This is a genomic window from Natrinema thermotolerans (assembly GCF_031165565.1).
GTDB classification, from domain to species: domain Archaea; phylum Halobacteriota; class Halobacteria; order Halobacteriales; family Natrialbaceae; genus Natrinema; species Natrinema thermotolerans.
The window spans coordinates 1,719,800-1,736,577 of record NZ_CP101873.1 but is presented as its reverse complement, the minus strand read 5'-3'; the positions used below and the strand labels follow the sequence as shown (position 1 = coordinate 1,736,577).

Below are 16,778 nucleotides of genomic sequence, written 5' to 3'. Positions count from 1 at the left end.
GATGGGCGTTACCCTCGACGACGACGCCCGGCAGTATCTGGCGGCCTTCGAGGACGTGACCGGCGTCGACGGGCGGGACTGTCTCGTCACCGACGGCGGTGACAGTCTCCTGATCGTCGTCGAACGCGGCGGCATGGGCGAGGCGATCGGTCCCGACGGCCGTACCGTAAAGCGGTTCGAGGATCGTGCCGATGCGCAGGTCCGACTCGTCGAAGACGCCGACAACGCCGCGGAGTTCGTCGCCAACGCGCTCGCACCGGCGGCGGTCTACAACGTCACGATCAGCGAAAACGACGATACCGTCGCGTACGTCGAGGTCGCGCAAGCGGACCACGGCGTCGCGATCGGCACGAACGGTCGCACGATCGACGCCGCCCGCACCCTCGCAAAGCGCCACTTCGGAATCGACGACATCCAGCTGTTGTAGCCCGTTTTTGGTTTCTCTCTCGAGGCGGAGCGACGCGACCTCCGACGCGGAGGTCGGCCGATCAGAACGCTTTTCGCCGCGATTCTCAGCCCAAGTCGCCGACGTTCGCGCCGCAACCGCCACAGCCGCGGCCGGCGTCACCGAAGACGTCCTCGTTCCACTCGGTGACCTCGGGATCGTCCGGAACCCAGTCGGGGTCGAGGTCGAGGGTCTCGATCTCGTGTTCGACCAGTGCGGCCAGTAGTTCCGCGAGTGCGGCGTAGAACGTCCCGTCGTCGTGGCTGCCGACCTCGTCGGCGAGCCGCCAGTACCACCGGCCGAGGTGGTCCTCGAGGAACGAGCGCCGCGCGTCGACGACGATCGCGACGCCCTCGTCGTCGCCCCTCTCCCGGAGCGAGGCCTCCCGGAGACAGAGCGCACTCAGGAACACCGTCAGGTAGCAGACGTGATCCCCGCGGTCGGTCCCTTCGTCGGCCAGTGAGAGGTCGAACGCCTCGTAGCCGTCATCGTGCCCTCGTTCGAGCGGATCCGCCGGACGATCCCTTTCGAGATCGGATCGCTGCCGTCGGGCAGTTCGATCGCCCGGAACGGCTCGAGGGAGTCGCTCTGCTGTGCCATATCGGCGTGTAGGCCACACAGCGCGTAAAAACCGGACTCGCGTTCCCGCCGGGTGAAAAACGGCTGTCGCGGGTTTCGATCCACTGCGTGTCCGATCGTTTTCGGGACCCGCTCGCCCGGCGAGCGGCGCTGGGCCACCTTTTCCAGTCGCTCGAGCAGCGAAACTCCCAGCGTCGGCGGGGGCATGCATCTCGGACGATCCCGATAGTCCGCTATCGTGAATGTCGGATCCAAATGAATAAGCCGGGCCCACCGATAGGCAGACTCACATGACGAATACGAGTGCAGAATCAGCCGACGAGATCGCCGTCGATGACCTCGAGATCGCGCCGGAAACCGGCTGGAACGCCCTGTATCTCGACGGAGAGTGGGTTCCCGCGGGTGACCGTGACCTGATCGACGTCGAAAACCCCGCGACGCGGACGTCCCTGACGACGGTCCCCTCGGGCACCGAGGACGACGTCGACGAGGCATACGCGATCGCGGAGGAAGCGCAAGCGGAGTGGGCACAGCGACCGCCCCAGGAGCGTGCCGGGATCGTGTCCGAGGCCTGTCGGTTGCTGGGCGAGTACGCCGACGACCTCGAGACGTTGTTCGCGGTCGAGTGCGGCGGTGTCGGGCTGAAAGCGGACTTCGAGACCCAACTCGCACAGGGGACGATGGAGGTCGGTGCCGGACTGGCGATGCGCGACGGCGGTCGCCGCAAGGACTCGGTCACGCCGGGCAAGGAGAACCTGCTCGTGCGCGAACCGGCCGGCGTCGTCGGCGTCATCACGCCGTGGAACTTCCCGCTGTATCTCTCCAGTCGCGTCGTCGCACCCGCCATCGCGCTCGGCAACAGCGTAGTGCTAAAACCGGACGAACACACCCCGATAACGGGCGGCCTCGTCCTCGCGAAGGTCTTCGAAGAGGCCGGCCTCCCGGCGGGCGTTCTAAACGTCGTCCCCGGCTACGGTCACGAGATCGGCGACCACTTCTCGGGTCACTCGGTCCCGTCGGTGATGTCGTTTACCGGCTCCTCGGAAGTCGGACGCGGCGTCGGCCAGCGTGCCGTCGGTGCGTACACGGAACCCGCACTCGAGCTGGGCGGCAACAACGCCCACATCGTCCTCGAAGACGCCGACCTCGAGCGGGCGATCGACGCCGGCGCGTTCGGCTCGTTCACCCATCAGGGACAGGAGTGTATTTCGATCAACCGCCATCTGGTCCACGAATCGCTGTACGACGAGTACGTGGCGGGGCTGGCCGACCGCGCCGAGCAACTCCCCATTGGCGATCCGCTCGAGGAGGGGACCCTCGTCGGCCCGGTCATCAACGAGAGTCAGCGCGACAAGATCGTCGGCTTCCTCGAGGAGTCGGTCGAACGCGGCGCGACGGTCGAGGCCGGCGGCGACTACGAGGGACTGTTCGTCGAGCCGACGGTACTGTCGGACGTCACCAGCGACATGCCGGTCGCCTGCAACGAACACTTCGGGCCGGTCGCGCCGGTCGTTCCCTTCGAAACCGACGAAGAGGCGATTCGGATCGCCAACGACACCGAGTACGGGCTGTCGGGATCGGTTCACTCGGCGGACGTCGCCCGAGCGCGTGACGTGGCCGACGCGATGGAGACGGGCATGGTCCACATCAACGACCAGCCGCTGAACGACGAACCGCACGTCGCGTTCGGCGGTGTTGGCGCATCAGGAATGGGTCGGTACAACGACGAGTGGATCCTCGAGACGCTGACGTCGGTCAAATGGATCTCGGTCCAGCGCGAACCGAGAGAGTATCCGTACTGAGTCGGTCTCCTCGTTCCGAAACCGGAACGACTGGGTCGACCGGCTACGTCGCCGGTCGCGACACGACCCCCATCAAAGCCATTCGACGCGATACTCACAGCGGTGATCGCCGTCCGATCGACACTGGTCGCCGACTTCCTCGACCTGGACGGGGTTGTCGGCGAACTTCTTCGCGACGCCCTTGATGAGCCCCTTATCGAATTCACACGGATAGGGGTTCTCACAGATCATCACACCCGCGTTCGGACCCTCTTGTTGGAACTCGTAGGACCCGATCTCGCTGCCGCGGTGGTTCTGGTGGTAGGCCGTATCGATCGCCCGTAACGCGTTATCGACTTCGGACAGGTCCGGCGGAAATTCGACGTGTTCGGGGACGTTCTGGCCCATGTTTCGCATCCTGACGTCGCCGTATTCGTCGCGCATATCGTACAGCATGGCAAGCGGGACCTGGAGCGGATACCATTCGTCGGGTTCGATCTCCTCGAGTCCGTACTCGGCGAGTTTGGACGTGATCTCTTTCCCCACGAACGCGGAGATCGATTCGCCGGCAGCGATATACGACAGGGGACTTCGCCCGATCACTTCCGCGTCCTCGAGTGAGGCTTCGAATCCGATTCGGTCATCGACTGCCTGCAGTTCGTCGCTGGACTGGGACTCCTCGTCGGCGCTCCCGACGAGTCGCTTGATCCAACTGTTCAGTGTGGCCATAACGAGTACAGAACAGCCCTAGTCTATCTAATAACTTTAGCTATCGATCCGGTAAGATTATATGTCTTGGGTTGCCCCGACTCGCGATCGGCGACGTTCCGGTCGCTTCGGATCGCAGTTGTCGGACGGTTCGCGGCAACAAACTCACTCCCGATCGCGCTTCGAGACGAAAGGCGGGCCACGACTCGACGCGCAGCGAGGCGAACGAGGTGTCGATTGCCGGACTGCGTCGGGAACGAGTGGTCGTCGCGAACGGCACCGATACCGATCCGAACGCAGCCGATCCGACGCCAGCGAGCGCCTCCGGCGACGAAACGCGCTGAAATCGCTTCGTTCCCCCTCGTCGCCGATTCTCGAGCCGTAACGCGCGACTCGAAACGGGTCGCTTAAGTGCCTCCGTCGGATAGCGACGCCCATGGCAAACGGCAAATACGCCGCGCGCAAGCTCAAGAAGGACCGCCAGAATCAGCGGTGGTCCGACTCGGACTACGCGCGCCGCGCCCGTGGACTTCGCGAGAAGTCCGACCCCCTCGAGGGCGCACCTCAGGCCCGCGGTATCGTACTCGAAAAGGTCGGCATCGAGGCCAAACAGCCTAACTCGGCGATTCGGAAATGCGTCCGGGTCCAGCTGATCAAGAACGGCAAGCAAGTCACCGCGTTCTGTCCCGGTGATGGTGCTATTTCGTTCATCGACGAACACGACGAAGTCACCATCGCCGGGATCGGTGGGGCCAAGGGTCGTGCGATGGGTGACCTCTCCGGTGTCAACTACAAGGTCGACAAGGTCAACGGCGTCGCACTGAAGGAACTCGTTCGCGGGAACGCGGAGAAACCGGTGCGATAACCATGGCGGCAGAAGACCAACCCGACCCGGACGCGCCGGCCGGCGGCGCGGACGTTTCGGCCAAGCTGTTCGGCGAGTGGGAGATCGGCGAAATCGAGTACGCTGACCCCTCGACCGAACGCTACATCACGGTATCACCCGTCGCTCACACCGCGGGTCGCCACGCCAGCAAACAGTTCAAAAAGTCCGAGATCTCCATCGTCGAGCGCTTCATCAACCGCTTGATGCAGACCGAGGAGAACACGGGCAAGAAACAGCAAGTCCTCAACTACGTCAGCGACGCGTTCGACATCGTCCACGAGCGCACCGAGGAGAATCCGATTCAGATCCTCGTGACCGCTGTCGAGAACGCGGCCCCGCGCGAGGAAACCGTCCGCCTGAAATACGGTGGTATCTCGGTCCCGAAAGCCGTCGACGTCGCTCCCCAGCGCCGCGTCGACCAGGCCCTGAAGTTCCTCGCCGAGGGCGTCTACAACGACTCGTTCAAGACGACCACTGACGTCGAGGAGGCCATCGCGAACCAGCTCGTCGGCGCGTCCAACTACGACGTTGGCACCTACGCCGTCAGCCAGAAAGAAGAGAAAGAGCGCGTCGCGGCAGCCGCACGCTAACGCGTTATACCGTTGCGTTTCGGTTTTCTTCGGACGGGATAGCTTCGCCTTCCGGTAGCGAGCGGGCTGCTCGTGACCGCGGGCCATTTTCGACGGACATAGCGGTTCGAGATCGCTTCTCCGAGTCGAGCCGCTTCCGCCGGCCGACTCGAGGCCGAAGATAATTCCGGTCGGTTCTTGCACCCGCGTTCTACTGATGTTCCACATCATTGATATTATTAGTTTGGCATATCTTATATTAAGATAGATTTATGTCAACAGACAACTATTAGTCAAATGTACCATGACGGATGTTACACAGTACCTGAAGAACCACCCACGACTGATCGGCGCGCTGTTTACGATCCTGTTGTTACTCGGACAGACAGGCAACGTCGCAGCGACGAACGCGAGTACCTTCGTCGGCCCCTAAACCGGAAACCGCGGACCGGGAGCTGAGTTCGTGTGCCAGTGTTGACCGCCGTCGGGTATCGACCGCCGTGATCGATTCCGTCCGTCGGACTCGAGTCAGTCGTCGACGAGGTCGGTACTCCACTGGACGTGTCCGTTCCGTATTACAGGGAACAACGCCTCATCGAAAAGCGCCTCGAGTTCCGACTCCGTCACCGAAATCGGCCCCGTCTCACCGGGAACGACGAAATACGACTCGACCGAATCGATGTGTGGCGACAGGACGCTTCCGTGCCGTCTGTTTGCCGCCGTGTACGCGACGATGTTCGCCGTGAGCGTGTCACGTTCCCCGGAGACCAGACAGACGTTCGGGATTCGCGTTTCGGACTGTGTGATCGTCGTTCTTCCATCACCGACTAACTGGTACTGTTGCCCGACGATGTTTTCCTGCCGGGCGATGTCCAGCGTGCTGTAGAGGGAGAACCCGAGGTTCAACAGCTGGGAAACGAGGACGCCGACGCTGACTGCGCCGCTGTTGACGACGTTACTGAGCGTGACGATTCCGCCGATACTCCCCCGCTCGACGAGATGCAGTCCCTGCTCGTGGGATCGACATGCGTTCAATAAGAACGCTTTTATCCCGACGGTATCGACTGTGTGGGCATCTAACTTCCCGTCCGAACACTGGAATCCCTCGTCGTCGATGTGTCCGATGTAGTGTAAGAAGTCGCTGTCTTTCGCGAGAACGGCCGCGAGGTCGTTCGTGGTGAGATCGTAGTGGATCGTCGTCTCGAACGGGAGTCGCGTCCGGCTCCCGTAGGTTCCGTTGACGCTTTCGAGTTCCTCGCGCATATCCGGGTCGTTACAGACGACCTCGATTTCGATGGGGCCGTCTTTCGGCGTTCGCCCGATATCGTTCCGGTAGGCCGTGACAGACGTGGTGCTGACGATTTCCGTATCGTCGATACCGGTCCACGACTGCTGGACCGTCGGGACGGCCGACTGTTCCGTTGCCGTCTCGACGCGTGTGTCCCCACGGACGGAACTGGGCTGTGTGCTTCGCACGAAATCGTCCCGCGTGAACGCGTCGATCGCCCGTTCCGCGACCGGCTCCGGCCCCGCCCGGTCTCGGTCGCTTTCTCTCGTCGTGACGACCGCGAGATCGTCGGCGAGAAACGGGAGAAACGGCACGTGATCGGCGGTCGGCTCGAGTCGTGTCTCGAACTGCCAGTCCGGGAGATGGGGTTCCAGTTTCTCGTATGGAATCTCGAGATAGCGCTCGAGCCGTTCGGCCAACGGTCGGTCGTACGTGTCCGCGATATCGAGGTCGATCACCGGTTCGATCGATCGTCGTTCGCGTGACGGGAGCGGCGTGTTTCCTTCGGTCCTGACGACACAGTCGAGGAGGAACGTTCGTTGCAGGGCCCGCTTGACTGCCGGTTCGAACCCGTCCGAACCGTCGAGTGACTGCGTGTATCCGCTTTCGGTGACGATCCGTGGACTCGATCCCGGAACGACTTCCGCATCGAGATAGTACGCGAGCGGTGCGACGACGAACACGTGCCGGAGCGTCTCGGGAACCGCTATCCGAACGCTGTGATCTCGATCGAGTGGGGCCGGTATCCGGAGTTCGTCGCCGAGTTCGAGACGGGGCGGATGCCCCCGCAGCGTCGGATACGCCCGTTCCGGTGACGTCGTCTTCAACTCCGAGCCGAACGCCGACACTGCGGCCATCAGATCGGTCGGCGCAGTCGTCGTCGTAATCGTTCTCGCCGGGCGCTTGTGTAACGATCTGGCCCCGAGGTGGACGGCCGTCTCCGTCCCGAAGGTGAGATACGTCTTCTCCCGGTCCGAAAACACCTGTACGGAACCGGTAACACGAGCGTATACTTTCAGCGGACCGGACAAATCAAGCGTATACTCGTCCGGCGGGAGCCCCACCTGCTCGGTCGGGCTTACCTCGGTGAGCATCAGCCCGTCCGAGTCCCGAACGAGGACCGTATCGGGCTTCGGTAACGTGATCGAATCGGTCGTCACCGTCACTGCGGACCCGATCGGAAAGCCGATCCGATCAGTATCCGCTGCCGATGGGGTTACCGGACTTCCGGTCTCGAGATGGTAGCGGTGTCGTTCGATCGGATCGATTATTTCTACGCCGCGTCGTGTGGGCTCGAATTTCGGTTTCATTGGAACGGTCACTCGTGCGGTCGCCCGCGAACCGCCGGGGTCGTCGCTCGGAACTGGGCTGGCTCCGAGCCGTTACTCGGCGCCGACCGATACCCAACCGGAACGGCGGTCGCCGTCTTCGATCGTCCAGCGCTCCTGGTAGTCGCCGTTCCGCTCGCGGAGTTCGACGATAATATCGAAAAGCGGCGAGAGAGTCTGGACGATTCTGGCGTCGCGCTCGACCGGCAGGTGGTAGTGGGCCATCCCATTGACGTCCCGCGTTCGTCCGTTGATGAGATGAAGGAATTTGAACACTCGCTGGCGACCGTCCGCCTCGAGCAACGGGAGCAGCGAGTCGATCCCCAGCCTGACTTCGCCGGGTTCGAGCGCGGCGGTACTGGTTTCGAAGTTCTCGATCCCCTGTTCGATGGCGAGTCCGAGGTCGGCGAGCGACTCCGCTTCGGTCGTTTCTGTCCCGACCGACGGTGTCTCCCCCGGCTCGGCCGTTGTGACGTTGCGAGCCTGCGTCTCGTAAGCGATGACCGAGAGGGCCGCCGACCCGGCCTCGTCGATGTGGTGTGTGGCGTGGTGTGGGCCCGCCGTCGTCGAGACGAGGACGCGTCGCCGGACCCGATCGGCATCACAGCCAAGCAGCCGTCGACAGGCGTCCCGACACTGATCGGGTTGGACGGAGCCGACGACGAGAACGCTTGCCCCCCGGCGTTTCAACCGCGATAACTCGTCGGAGAATCCCCTGTCAGTAGCCCCCACGCCGTCCGTTCCCGAGAACATTCTCTATGTTCCACACGTTCTTGGCATCAAACAATAAACGTTCGGGCCGAACTGTAGGCTGGCTCGAGCGATGGGCGTCGCGTTGTGCGCTGTGGGTGTCGATGCCGGACCCGCACGTCACGACGGTACTCAATCGGCCGCAAGGCCGTCACCGCCGACGTACGACCGGGTCGCATCGACCAGCACCTGTCGGTACGTACTCGCGTCGGTCTCCCGCCCGAGTTCCCGGAACCGCCGTTTGAACCCTTCGAAGTCGATCTCCGGGGCGTCCATCGCTGCCGCGTGCGCGAGATCGTAGAGTCGGTGGTCCCTGTCGACGAGGTCGTGTCGCTCCGCGAGCGCGAGCGCGAAGGCCGCGTTCACCGCCGTGATCTCGGGGTCGGCGCTGGCGGACAGCCGCTCGAGGCCTGGACGGGGCGGCGTTTCGGGCCGATCGGCAACCGCCGCGGCCAGACTCGACTCGAGGAAGGAGAGCAGTTTCTCGCCGGGACCGACCGAGAGGGTGATGTCGTCGGCGTAGATGTCTTTCATGTGGTTGGCGATCTGGTAGCAGTGCGAGAGCTTGCGGCGTTCGACGCTCTTGCCGGCCAGTGCCAGGTAGAGAACCTCCTCGGTCGACTGGGTGTGTGAGGGGTGGTCCTGTTCGTGACGCGCCATGTGTGCGAACTCGTGGAGGGCGAGTTCGCGGGCCATCGCGCTCGAGGCGGCCTGTCGCGAGATGTTCAGGACGTGGCGATCGTCGTAGTGGGCGGCCCAGGTCCGTTCGTCGGGATCGTCCCGAAGCTGGACGTGGACCGGCAGCGAGAGGTCGTGTTCGGTTTCGAAGAGGTCCCGGGCGCTGAGGAATGGAGAGGTCGGGCCCGGTCCCTGCACGCGAATATCCATGTGTAGTTCTACCAAGAGCCGACGGGATTTGACTCTTTTGTGCGTTCGCACGTCATCGACTCCGTCGCGTTCGTCGTCTCACATCGCGGGCGGCAACCGACTCGCGGCCGGATCGTCATAATATTGGGAGTGATTCACTCACTCAAATTGGATATTCCAACGTTCAAACCGGGAACGACGGCGGATTTCGGCGCCGACGAAACACTACCCTTTTGACCCCGCTGCCGGTAATGAGGGGTATATGGGCCGACGCAAGAAGATCGTCCAAGAGTGTGAACGGCTGATGGACGAACCGAAGAACATTCGGAACATCGCCATCGCCGCTCACGTCGACCACGGGAAAACGACCCTTACGGACAACCTGCTGGCCGGTGCCGGCATGATCTCCGACGAGACCGCCGGTGAACAGCTCGCGATGGACACCGAGGAAGACGAGCAGGAACGCGGGATCACCATCGACGCGGCGAACGTCTCGATGACTCACGAGTACGAGGACGAAAACCACCTCATCAACCTCATCGACACGCCGGGCCACGTCGACTTCGGTGGCGACGTCACCCGCGCGATGCGGGCCGTCGACGGTGCCCTCGTGGTCGTCGACGCCGTCGAAGGGGCCATGCCCCAGACCGAGACGGTGCTGCGACAGGCACTGCGAGAGGGCGTCAAGCCGACGCTGTTCATCAACAAGGTCGACCGCCTGATCTCCGAGCTGCAGGAGGGTCCCGAGGAGATGCAACAGCGTCTCCTCTCGGTCATCCACGACGTCAACGAACTCATCCGCGGCATGACCGAGGAGATGGACGACATCGAGGACTGGACGGTTTCCGTCGAAGACGGTACCGTCGGCTTCGGCTCCGCGCTGTACAAGTGGGGCGTCTCCATGCCGTCGATGCAACGCACCGGGATGGACTTCGGCGAAATCATGGAACTCGAGCGCGCCGACAAGCGCCAGGAACTCCACGACCGGACGCCGCTGTCGGACGTCGTCCTCGACATGGTCTGTGAACACTTCCCGGACCCCCTCGAGGCCCAGCCCCGTCGTATCCCGCGTATCTGGCGCGGCGACGACGAGAGCGACCTCTCGGAGTCGATGCGCCTCGTCGACGAGGACGGCGACGTCGTCCTGATGGTTACCGACATCGGGATCGACCCCCACGCCGGCGAGATCGCCGCGGGACGTGTCTTCTCGGGTACCCTCGAGAAGGGCCAGGAGCTGTACGTCTCCGGGACCGCCGGCAAGAACCGCATCCAGTCGGTCGGGATCTACATGGGCGGTGAACGCGAGGAGGTCGACGAGGTTCCCGCCGGGAACATCGCCGCCGTCACGGGTCTCAAAGACGCCATCGCCGGCTCGACCGTCTCGAGTGTCGAGATGACGCCGTTCGAGTCGATCGAACACATCTCGGAGCCGGTCATTACGAAGTCCGTCGAGGCCCAGAACATGGACGACCTGCCGAAGCTGATCGAGACGCTGCGACAGGTCTCCAAGGAGGACCCGACGATCCAGATCGACATCAACGAAGACACCGGCGAACACCTCATTTCGGGACAGGGTGAACTCCACCTTGAGGTCATCACCCAGCGTATCGAGAAGAACCAGGGTATCCCGGTCAACACCGGTGAGCCGATCGTCGTCTACCGCGAGCAGCCCCAGGAGCCCAGCGACGAAGTGGAGGGCATCTCGCCGAACCGGCACAACCGCTTCTACATCTCCATCGAGCCGATGACGGACGACCTCGTCGAGACCATCAAGCGCGGCGAGGCCTCGATGGACATGCCCGAGCAGGAACGCCGTGAGGCCCTGCAGGAGGCCGGCATGGAGAAGGAGACCTCCCAGAACGTCGAACACATCCACGGGACGAACGTCCTCATCGACGACACGAAGGGGATTCAGCACCTGAACGAGACGATGGAACTCGTCATCGAGGGGCTCGAGGAAGCCCTCGACAACGGCCCGCTCGCCAACGAGCCGGTTCAGGGGACGCTCATCCGCCTGCACGACGCACGGCTCCACGAGGACACCATCCACCGTGGCCCGGCACAGGTCATCCCCGCGACCCGCGAAGCCGTCCACAAGTCGCTGATCGACGGCCAGATCAAGATGCTCGAGCCGATGCAGGACGTCCGCATCGACGTGCCCAACGACCACATGGGCGCGGCCTCGGGCGAGATCCAGGGCCGTCGTGGCCGCGTCGACGACATGTACCAGGAAGGCGATCTGATGGTCGTCGAGGGCATCGCGCCCGTCGGCGAGATGATCGGCTTCGCCTCGGACATCCGCTCCGCGACCGAGGGCCGCGCCTCCTGGAACACCGAGAACGCCGGCTTCGAGGTCATGTCCAACTCCCTCCAGCGCGACAAGATCATGGAGATCCGCGAGCGCAAGGGCATGAAGCTCGAACTGCCGCCGAGTATCGACTACATATAAGGCCGCCGTTCGAAACGGACAGCCTCGCACCCACGTGCTGATCGGACGCGTTCGGTTCTCTCCGATCAGCCGCGCTTTCTATCGACCGCGAGTGGAGACGCTCTCACGGCTCGTCGACACCGTGTTCCAGTTTCGCCCGTCGTTCCGACGAAACCCGTCGTGACGTGGAACTGCGTGATGGCTCTCGAGGAGTCCTGACGTTGTCGTGTCGCAGCCGTTGATTCGCCACGACCCGTTCTCGATGCATCGTCGATCGGCATATTGACTGGCTGTTACTTTAATAAATCTAAAAACGGTTGAAAATTATTTGTAATTTATAATCGAAAATATTTATCACTGGGGGCATAGTTTGTTGCGCCACTCACACGCAAATAAGTCGCGTTGCGAACGCGGTCGGTCAGTGCAGGTAACCGACGAGTGGCAATGCTGTGAGTCCGCCAGCGCCGGGCGTCGTACGGCGTCAGAGAGCAACAATGAATCGACGCAAGTTCATCGCGAGTACAGGCGGTATCGGCACGGCAGCTATCGGCACTGCAGTAGTGCTTTCGGGTTCAGCAGCAGCAGAAATCGGCGACTATCGGTTCACCGGAACTAGCATCAGCGGGGAAAGTGACGACGGGTCCCTCTCGGACATCCGTGCAGGTGCGACCAACGTCGTCTTCCAGTACGAAGGACTGGACGAGAACCCAGGGGAAGCGACGGTCGAACTCCAGGTAGTCCACGGCGGCAACGCGGCGACGATCGACGAGGCGACGACTTCGGTCAGCGGCACCAGCCAGTCGGACGTTTCCCTCGGAGAGGACCTTTCGGGGAGCGTCCTCGATCACGACGGTCTCTCCGCATCGGATTTCCGAGCGGCAGAAGACGGCAGTGTGACTGAAAAGAACGTCGCCCTCCGCCTCGTGGTCAGCGTCAACGACGTCAGCGGCTCGAGCGAGACCGATCTGAACGTCGTCATGCGCAACGCGGCCGCGGACGCCGGAATCGGTGGCGAAGCCGACGGTGAGGTCGTCACGGAAGAAGAGGACGAAGATCCCGGCGATGACGGCCCCGTCGCGGAGATCAACGCCATCATCGAGGACATCAACGCGGAACTCGCAAACGTCGAGCCGGTCGGGACGATCGAGGACACCGACGACGAGACGATCGGCGCGCTCATCGAGGAGATCTTCACGCAGGTCACGGCCGAGATCGAAGCGCAGGCCGGCGTCGAGTACGACGTCAGCACGCCCGCTGAGGCGCGGGAAGCGGCCGAGGAGGCCTCGTTGCCGCCGATCGCGGACGCGCTGAACAACGCGGCCAATGCCGTCGAGGAGATCGCGACTATCGCCGACTACACTATCGACGACGGCGGTGACGACGGTGGCGACGACGAACCGGTCGCGGAGATCAACTCGATCGTCGAGGACATCAACGCACAACTCGAGAACGTCGAGCCGGTCGGGACGATCGAGGACACCGACGACGAGACGATCGGCGCGCTCATCGAGGAGATCTTCACGCAGGTCACGGCCGAGATCGAAGCGCAGGCCGGCGTCGAGTACGACGTGAGTACGCCTGCGGAGGCACGGGAAGCGGCCGAGGAGGCCTCGTTGCCGCCGATCGCGGACGCGCTGAACAACGCGGCCGACGCCGTCGAGGAGATCGCGACTATCGCCGACTACACCATCGACGACGGCGGCGACGGTGACGACGGCAACGGTGAGGACGGCGATAGCGAAACGGTCGCGGAGATCAACTCGATCGTCGAGGACATCAACGCACAACTCGAGAACGTCGAGCCGGTCGGGACGATCGACAGCGCCGATGCCGAGACGATCGACGCCCTCGCCGAGGAGATCTTCACGCAGGTCACGGCCGAGATCGAGGCCCAGGCCGGTGTCGAGTACGACGTGAGTACCGTCGAGGAGGCCCGTGCAGCCGCCGAAGACGCTACGCTGCCGCCGATCGCGGACGCGCTGAACAACGCGGCCGACGCCGTCGAGGACATCCGGAACTTGGCCAGCCAGTAACGCCGTTAGTATCGGTGCGGGCGACTGACCCGGGGGCAGTAACCCGGCCATCGACGGTGATTCCGTCGCGGTGATCCCCCGAACTGGCCGCCGGCGCGCGTTCGCGGCGATCGTCCGCCGTCGGCACCCCTACCCGTCGAGTCAGCAACGGACGACCCAGTCGTCGACGAGGATCCGATCGCACAGTATTTCTCACCTCCACTGGTCAGCATATCCCGCCCCAGACGTATCGACTCCGGACCCGAGATCACCGTTCTGACGGGCTATCGTAGCTCTTGAAAGTCAATGCACACCCGATCGAAGGACAACGTTGCGATCGGTGTGTAAATCGTTTCAAGAGCTACTATAGGTGATTCCGGACAAGGGAGACCGGCGGGAGCGCGCTACTCGCGTTCGCCTGCACCCAGCGCCGACTCGCCGACCTTCTCGTGGCCTTCGATGACCTCTTTGCCGCCCATGTACGGCCGCAGGGGTTCGGGGATCGTGACCGTGCCGTCCTCGTTCTGGTAGTACTCGAGGATGGCCACCATCACCCGGGGGATCGCGAGTCCCGACGCGTTCAGGGTATGCAGGTACTCGGCCGACTCGTGGCGCTCGGGTCGGTAGCGCAGGCCGGCGCGTCGGGCCTGGAAGTCCTCGAAGTTCGATGCGCTCGAGACTTCGAGCCAGCGCCCGCCTTCCTCGGGGCCGTCGTCCATGTCGTCGCCGGGGGCCCAGACCTCGATGTCGTAGGTCTTGGCGGAGGCGAACGTGAGATCGCCGGTACAGAGTTCGAGGATGCGGTAGGGCAGGTCGAGCCGACGGAGGACCTCCTCGGCCTCGTCGAGCAGGTCCTCGAGGCGGTCGTAGCTGTCCTCGGGTTCGACGAAGTTGACGAGTTCGACCTTGTTGAACTGGTGGACGCGGACGATGCCCCGGGTTTCGGTGCCGTGTTCGCCGGCTTCACGCCGGAAGTTCGGGGTGTAGGCCTGGTGTTTCAGCGGGAGGTCGTCGTCCAGCAGGATCTCGTCGGCGTACATGTTGGTGACCGGGACCTCCGCGGTGGGACAGAGCCAGAGGTCGTCGTCGTCGTAGGCTTCCTCGTTGTTGCCGCCCAGTCGGTAGGCGTCGTCGGCGAACTTCGGCAGCTGTCCGGTTCCCTGCATCGACGAACTCTTGACCGGGACCGGCGGGAAGACGTCGACGTAGCCCTGCTCGCGGTGGACGTCCATCATGAACTGGATCAAGGCGTGTTCGAGCTGTGCGCCCTCGCCCTTGAGGAAGTAGAAGCCGGCACCGGTCGTCTTGGCGGCCCGTTCCTCGTCAATGATGTCGAGTTCCTCGCCGAGTTCGTAGTGGGGGGTGACCTCGTCGGGGAGGTCGTGGTCCTCGTCGAAGCCCCAGCGGCGGTCCTCGACGTTGTGGCGCTCGTCGACACCCAGTGGCACGCTCTCGTCGGGGAGCTGGGGGACCTCGAGCAGCCGCTCCTGGAGTTCGTCCTGCAGTTCGATGGCCTCGTCCTCGACGTCCTCGATCTCGGCTTTGAGGTCCTGGGAGCGCTCGATGGCCTCCTCCCGTTTCTCGTCCTCGCCGTCGGCGACGAGCTGTCCGATCTTCTTGGTGATCTGGTTGCGCTCGTGGCGCAGGTCGTCGCCGCGGGCTTTCAGCTCCCGCCAGCGCTCGTCGAGTTCGAGTAACTCGTCGATATCGACGTCGGCCCCACGGTCATCGAGGGCCGAGCGCACCTCGTCTGGGTTCTCGCGTAGATCGGTCCGGTCGAGCATGCTCGTGCGTTCTCTGTGCCCGGGCAAAACCGTGTCGGAAGGCTGGCTCGCGGTCGGCCGCGGGATCGGCGGGAAACGCTTTTTTCGTCGGCGGGCGGACTCTCGAGGTATGGACCCGCTCGAGGGCGAGACATCGTCGGCATCGATCGAGTACGAGCCGGTCAGTGTCAAGGACGTACTCGTCGAGATGAAAGACACCGCGGAGCTGTTGATCGACCTCTCGTACTCGGCGGTCCTCCATCGCAGCGAGGAACTCGCGACGGAGGTCCTCCGACTCGAGGAGCGAATGGACGTCCTCGAGATGCGCGCGCGGATGAGCCTGCTGATGGCCGCCCGGAAACCGGCCGACGCCGAACAGCTCGCGCCGGTGCTTGGCATCGTCGGGGCTGCCGACGAGATCAGCGATGCCGCCGGCGACATCGCGAAGATCGTCCTCGAGGATATGGGGCTGCCCGAAGCGATGCGGGCGGCCCTGCCCGACGCCGCGGAAGCCCTGCTCCGGGGGGTCGTCGCGGCTGACTCCCCATACGCCGGCCGGACGCTGCAGGACATCGACCTCGAGTCCGAGACCGGCGTCCGAGCCATCGCGCTCCGGCGGGGCAGCGAGTGGCTACTCAACCCGGGGCCGACGACGCGGATCGAGGCCGACGACGTCGCCTTTCTCCGGGGGCCCGAGTCGGCGATCGGCGACGTCTGTGAGACCCTGACCGGGGAGGTCTACGAAGCGCCCACGGTCGAGAGTCCCGATATCGACGATCTCGAGCGGGCGGTGGACACGATCATCCACATGAAGGACTTCTCGGAGCTGGCGGTCGATCTGGCCTACAGCAGCGTGCTGTTCGACAGCGAGGAACTGGCCGAGGAGGTCCGCAACTTGGAGGTCGAGGTCGACGCGATGCAGTCGCGGTTCGAGGCCTGGACGTTGCGGGCGGCCGCGGACGCGACGGATCCGGTCGTGTTGCGCGGACTGATCCAACTGGGCAGCAGCACCGAGCGGATCAGCGACACCGCGATCGAGATCAGCGAGGGCGTCCTGCGCGATATCGACGTCCATCCGGTCGTCCAGTTGGCGGTCCAGGAGAGCGACGAGATCATCGCCCGCATCCCGGTCGAACGGGGCAGCGAACTCGACGGGACCGCGGTGACCGAGGGCGTTCCCGACGCCGACTCGACGATGTCGGTAATCGCCATCCGCCGGCCGGACGAGGGCTGGCTGCTGGTGGCCGACGCCGATGCCGAACTGCGCGGCGGCGACGTATTGATCGCGAAAGGGACCCGGACGGCCGCCGCCGCCTTCCGGGATCTCGCGTCCGCGTAGCCACGCGGAGGGCGGGTTCGGGGCCCACCGGGTCG

At 63.8% G+C, this 16,778-nt stretch carries 14 protein-coding genes and 1 pseudogene; 8 read left to right on the top strand and 7 right to left on the bottom strand.

All coding sequences use genetic code 11. The features are described from left to right. Nucleotide 1 precedes the first annotated feature (1 nt). Nucleotides 2-427 (top strand): NusA-like transcription termination signal-binding factor, encoded by a 426-nt coding sequence (locus tag NP511_RS08990; protein WP_006649788.1) that lies wholly within the window; start codon nt 2-4, stop codon nt 425-427. Between the two features lie 85 nt (nt 428-512). Here NP511_RS08990 and NP511_RS08985 read toward each other — a convergent pair. Both NP511_RS08985 and NP511_RS08980 read right to left on the bottom strand, forming a co-directional pair. Further along, a pseudogene (locus tag NP511_RS08985) lies at nt 513-926 on the bottom strand (molecular chaperone TorD family protein); the annotation flags it as partial. Beyond that, the gene (locus NP511_RS08980; protein ID WP_162472657.1) at nt 860-1,045 is read right to left on the bottom strand and encodes a hypothetical protein; all 186 of its coding nucleotides are present in this window, start codon (nt 1,043-1,045) and stop codon (nt 860-862) included. The gene NP511_RS08980 and the pseudogene NP511_RS08985, both read right to left, overlap by 67 nt. A 269-nt stretch (nt 1,046-1,314) precedes the next feature. Here NP511_RS08980 and NP511_RS08975 point away from each other — a divergent pair, with 269 nt between their 5' ends. Next, entirely contained in the window at nt 1,315-2,826 is a 1,512-nt protein-coding gene (locus NP511_RS08975; protein WP_049965454.1) for an aldehyde dehydrogenase family protein, read from the top strand. A gap of 72 nt (nt 2,827-2,898) precedes the next feature. Here NP511_RS08975 and NP511_RS08970 read toward each other — a convergent pair whose 3' ends face one another. Next, nucleotides 2,899-3,534 (bottom strand): 4-vinyl reductase, encoded by a 636-nt coding sequence (locus NP511_RS08970; RefSeq protein ID WP_049965455.1) that lies wholly within the window; start codon nt 3,532-3,534, stop codon nt 2,899-2,901. 415 nt (nt 3,535-3,949) lie between these two features. On the opposite strand from NP511_RS08970, the gene NP511_RS08965 reads away from it, so the two are divergent. The 3 genes from NP511_RS08965 to NP511_RS08955 all read left to right on the top strand — a co-directional run bounded on the left by NP511_RS08965 (nt 3,950) and on the right by NP511_RS08955 (nt 5,401). Further along, nucleotides 3,950-4,378, top strand: coding sequence for a 30S ribosomal protein S12 (locus NP511_RS08965; RefSeq protein ID WP_004267302.1), 429 nt, complete (start codon nt 3,950-3,952; stop codon nt 4,376-4,378). Nucleotides 4,379-4,380: 2 nt separating this feature from the next. Then, the gene (locus NP511_RS08960) at nt 4,381-4,989 is read left to right on the top strand and encodes a 30S ribosomal protein S7 (RefSeq protein ID WP_006649796.1); all 609 of its coding nucleotides are present in this window, start codon (nt 4,381-4,383) and stop codon (nt 4,987-4,989) included. Nucleotides 4,990-5,272: 283 nt separating this feature from the next. After that, nucleotides 5,273-5,401 carry a DUF7503 family protein gene (locus tag NP511_RS08955; protein ID WP_006182851.1) on the top strand — a complete coding sequence of 43 codons (129 nt, stop codon included), beginning with the start codon at nt 5,273-5,275 and terminating at the stop codon, nt 5,399-5,401. Between the two features lie 95 nt (nt 5,402-5,496). Here the strand turns inward: NP511_RS08955 and NP511_RS08950 are convergent, their stop codons facing one another. The 3 genes from NP511_RS08950 to NP511_RS08940 form a co-directional block, all read right to left on the bottom strand. Further along, nucleotides 5,497-7,566 (bottom strand): hypothetical protein, encoded by a 2,070-nt coding sequence (locus NP511_RS08950; RefSeq protein ID WP_049965457.1) that lies wholly within the window; start codon nt 7,564-7,566, stop codon nt 5,497-5,499. Nucleotides 7,567-7,638: 72 nt separating this feature from the next. Continuing rightward, the gene (locus NP511_RS08945; protein WP_049965458.1) at nt 7,639-8,337 is read right to left on the bottom strand and encodes a DUF7504 family protein; all 699 of its coding nucleotides are present in this window, start codon (nt 8,335-8,337) and stop codon (nt 7,639-7,641) included. Between the two features lie 129 nt (nt 8,338-8,466). Continuing rightward, nucleotides 8,467-9,222 carry a DUF5781 family protein gene (locus NP511_RS08940; protein WP_049965459.1) on the bottom strand — a complete coding sequence of 252 codons (756 nt, stop codon included), beginning with the start codon at nt 9,220-9,222 and terminating at the stop codon, nt 8,467-8,469. 241 nt (nt 9,223-9,463) lie between these two features. Here NP511_RS08940 and NP511_RS08935 point away from each other — a divergent pair, with 241 nt between their 5' ends. Together NP511_RS08935 and NP511_RS08930 are read left to right on the top strand one after the other, a co-directional pair. Continuing rightward, a complete protein-coding gene (locus NP511_RS08935; RefSeq protein WP_006649801.1) occupies nt 9,464-11,650 on the top strand; it encodes an elongation factor EF-2 in 2,187 nt (728 codons plus the stop codon). Nucleotides 11,651-12,123: 473 nt separating this feature from the next. Beyond that, nucleotides 12,124-13,662: a hypothetical protein gene (locus tag NP511_RS08930; RefSeq protein ID WP_233274331.1), complete on the top strand. Its 1,539-nt coding sequence runs from the start codon at nt 12,124-12,126 to the stop codon at nt 13,660-13,662. 383 nt (nt 13,663-14,045) lie between these two features. On the opposite strand, the gene serS is transcribed toward NP511_RS08930, so the two are convergent. After that, nucleotides 14,046-15,425 carry a serine--tRNA ligase gene (serS, locus tag NP511_RS08925; RefSeq protein WP_049965461.1) on the bottom strand — a complete coding sequence of 460 codons (1,380 nt, stop codon included), beginning with the start codon at nt 15,423-15,425 and terminating at the stop codon, nt 14,046-14,048. 109 nt (nt 15,426-15,534) lie between these two features. Here serS and NP511_RS08920 point away from each other — a divergent pair, with 109 nt between their 5' ends. Continuing rightward, nucleotides 15,535-16,743: a potassium channel family protein gene (locus NP511_RS08920; protein WP_049965462.1), complete on the top strand. Its 1,209-nt coding sequence runs from the start codon at nt 15,535-15,537 to the stop codon at nt 16,741-16,743. The last annotated feature ends 35 nt before the right edge of the window (nt 16,744-16,778 follow it).

Bases quoted from the DNA above. Each gene is read 5' to 3' on its own strand.
- NP511_RS08920 (WP_049965462.1), top strand. From the start codon at position 15,535: ATGGACCCGCTCGAGGGCGAGACATCGTCGGCATCGATCGAGTACGAG.
- NP511_RS08940 (WP_049965459.1), bottom strand. From the start codon at position 9,222: ATGGATATTCGCGTGCAGGGACCGGGCCCGACCTCTCCATTCCTCAGC.
- serS (WP_049965461.1), bottom strand. From the start codon at position 15,425: ATGCTCGACCGGACCGATCTACGCGAGAACCCAGACGAGGTGCGCTCG.
- NP511_RS08955 (WP_006182851.1), top strand. From the start codon at position 5,273: ATGACGGATGTTACACAGTACCTGAAGAACCACCCACGACTGATCGGC.
- NP511_RS08990 (WP_006649788.1), top strand. From the start codon at position 2: ATGGGCGTTACCCTCGACGACGACGCCCGGCAGTATCTGGCGGCCTTC.
- NP511_RS08980 (WP_162472657.1), bottom strand. From the start codon at position 1,045: ATGGCACAGCAGAGCGACTCCCTCGAGCCGTTCCGGGCGATCGAACTG.
- NP511_RS08975 (WP_049965454.1), top strand. From the start codon at position 1,315: ATGACGAATACGAGTGCAGAATCAGCCGACGAGATCGCCGTCGATGAC.
- NP511_RS08960 (WP_006649796.1), top strand. From the start codon at position 4,381: ATGGCGGCAGAAGACCAACCCGACCCGGACGCGCCGGCCGGCGGCGCG.
- NP511_RS08945 (WP_049965458.1), bottom strand. From the start codon at position 8,337: ATGTTCTCGGGAACGGACGGCGTGGGGGCTACTGACAGGGGATTCTCC.
- NP511_RS08935 (WP_006649801.1), top strand. From the start codon at position 9,464: ATGGGCCGACGCAAGAAGATCGTCCAAGAGTGTGAACGGCTGATGGAC.
- NP511_RS08930 (WP_233274331.1), top strand. From the start codon at position 12,124: ATGAATCGACGCAAGTTCATCGCGAGTACAGGCGGTATCGGCACGGCA.
- NP511_RS08965 (WP_004267302.1), top strand. From the start codon at position 3,950: ATGGCAAACGGCAAATACGCCGCGCGCAAGCTCAAGAAGGACCGCCAG.
- NP511_RS08970 (WP_049965455.1), bottom strand. From the start codon at position 3,534: ATGGCCACACTGAACAGTTGGATCAAGCGACTCGTCGGGAGCGCCGAC.
- NP511_RS08950 (WP_049965457.1), bottom strand. From the start codon at position 7,566: ATGAAACCGAAATTCGAGCCCACACGACGCGGCGTAGAAATAATCGAT.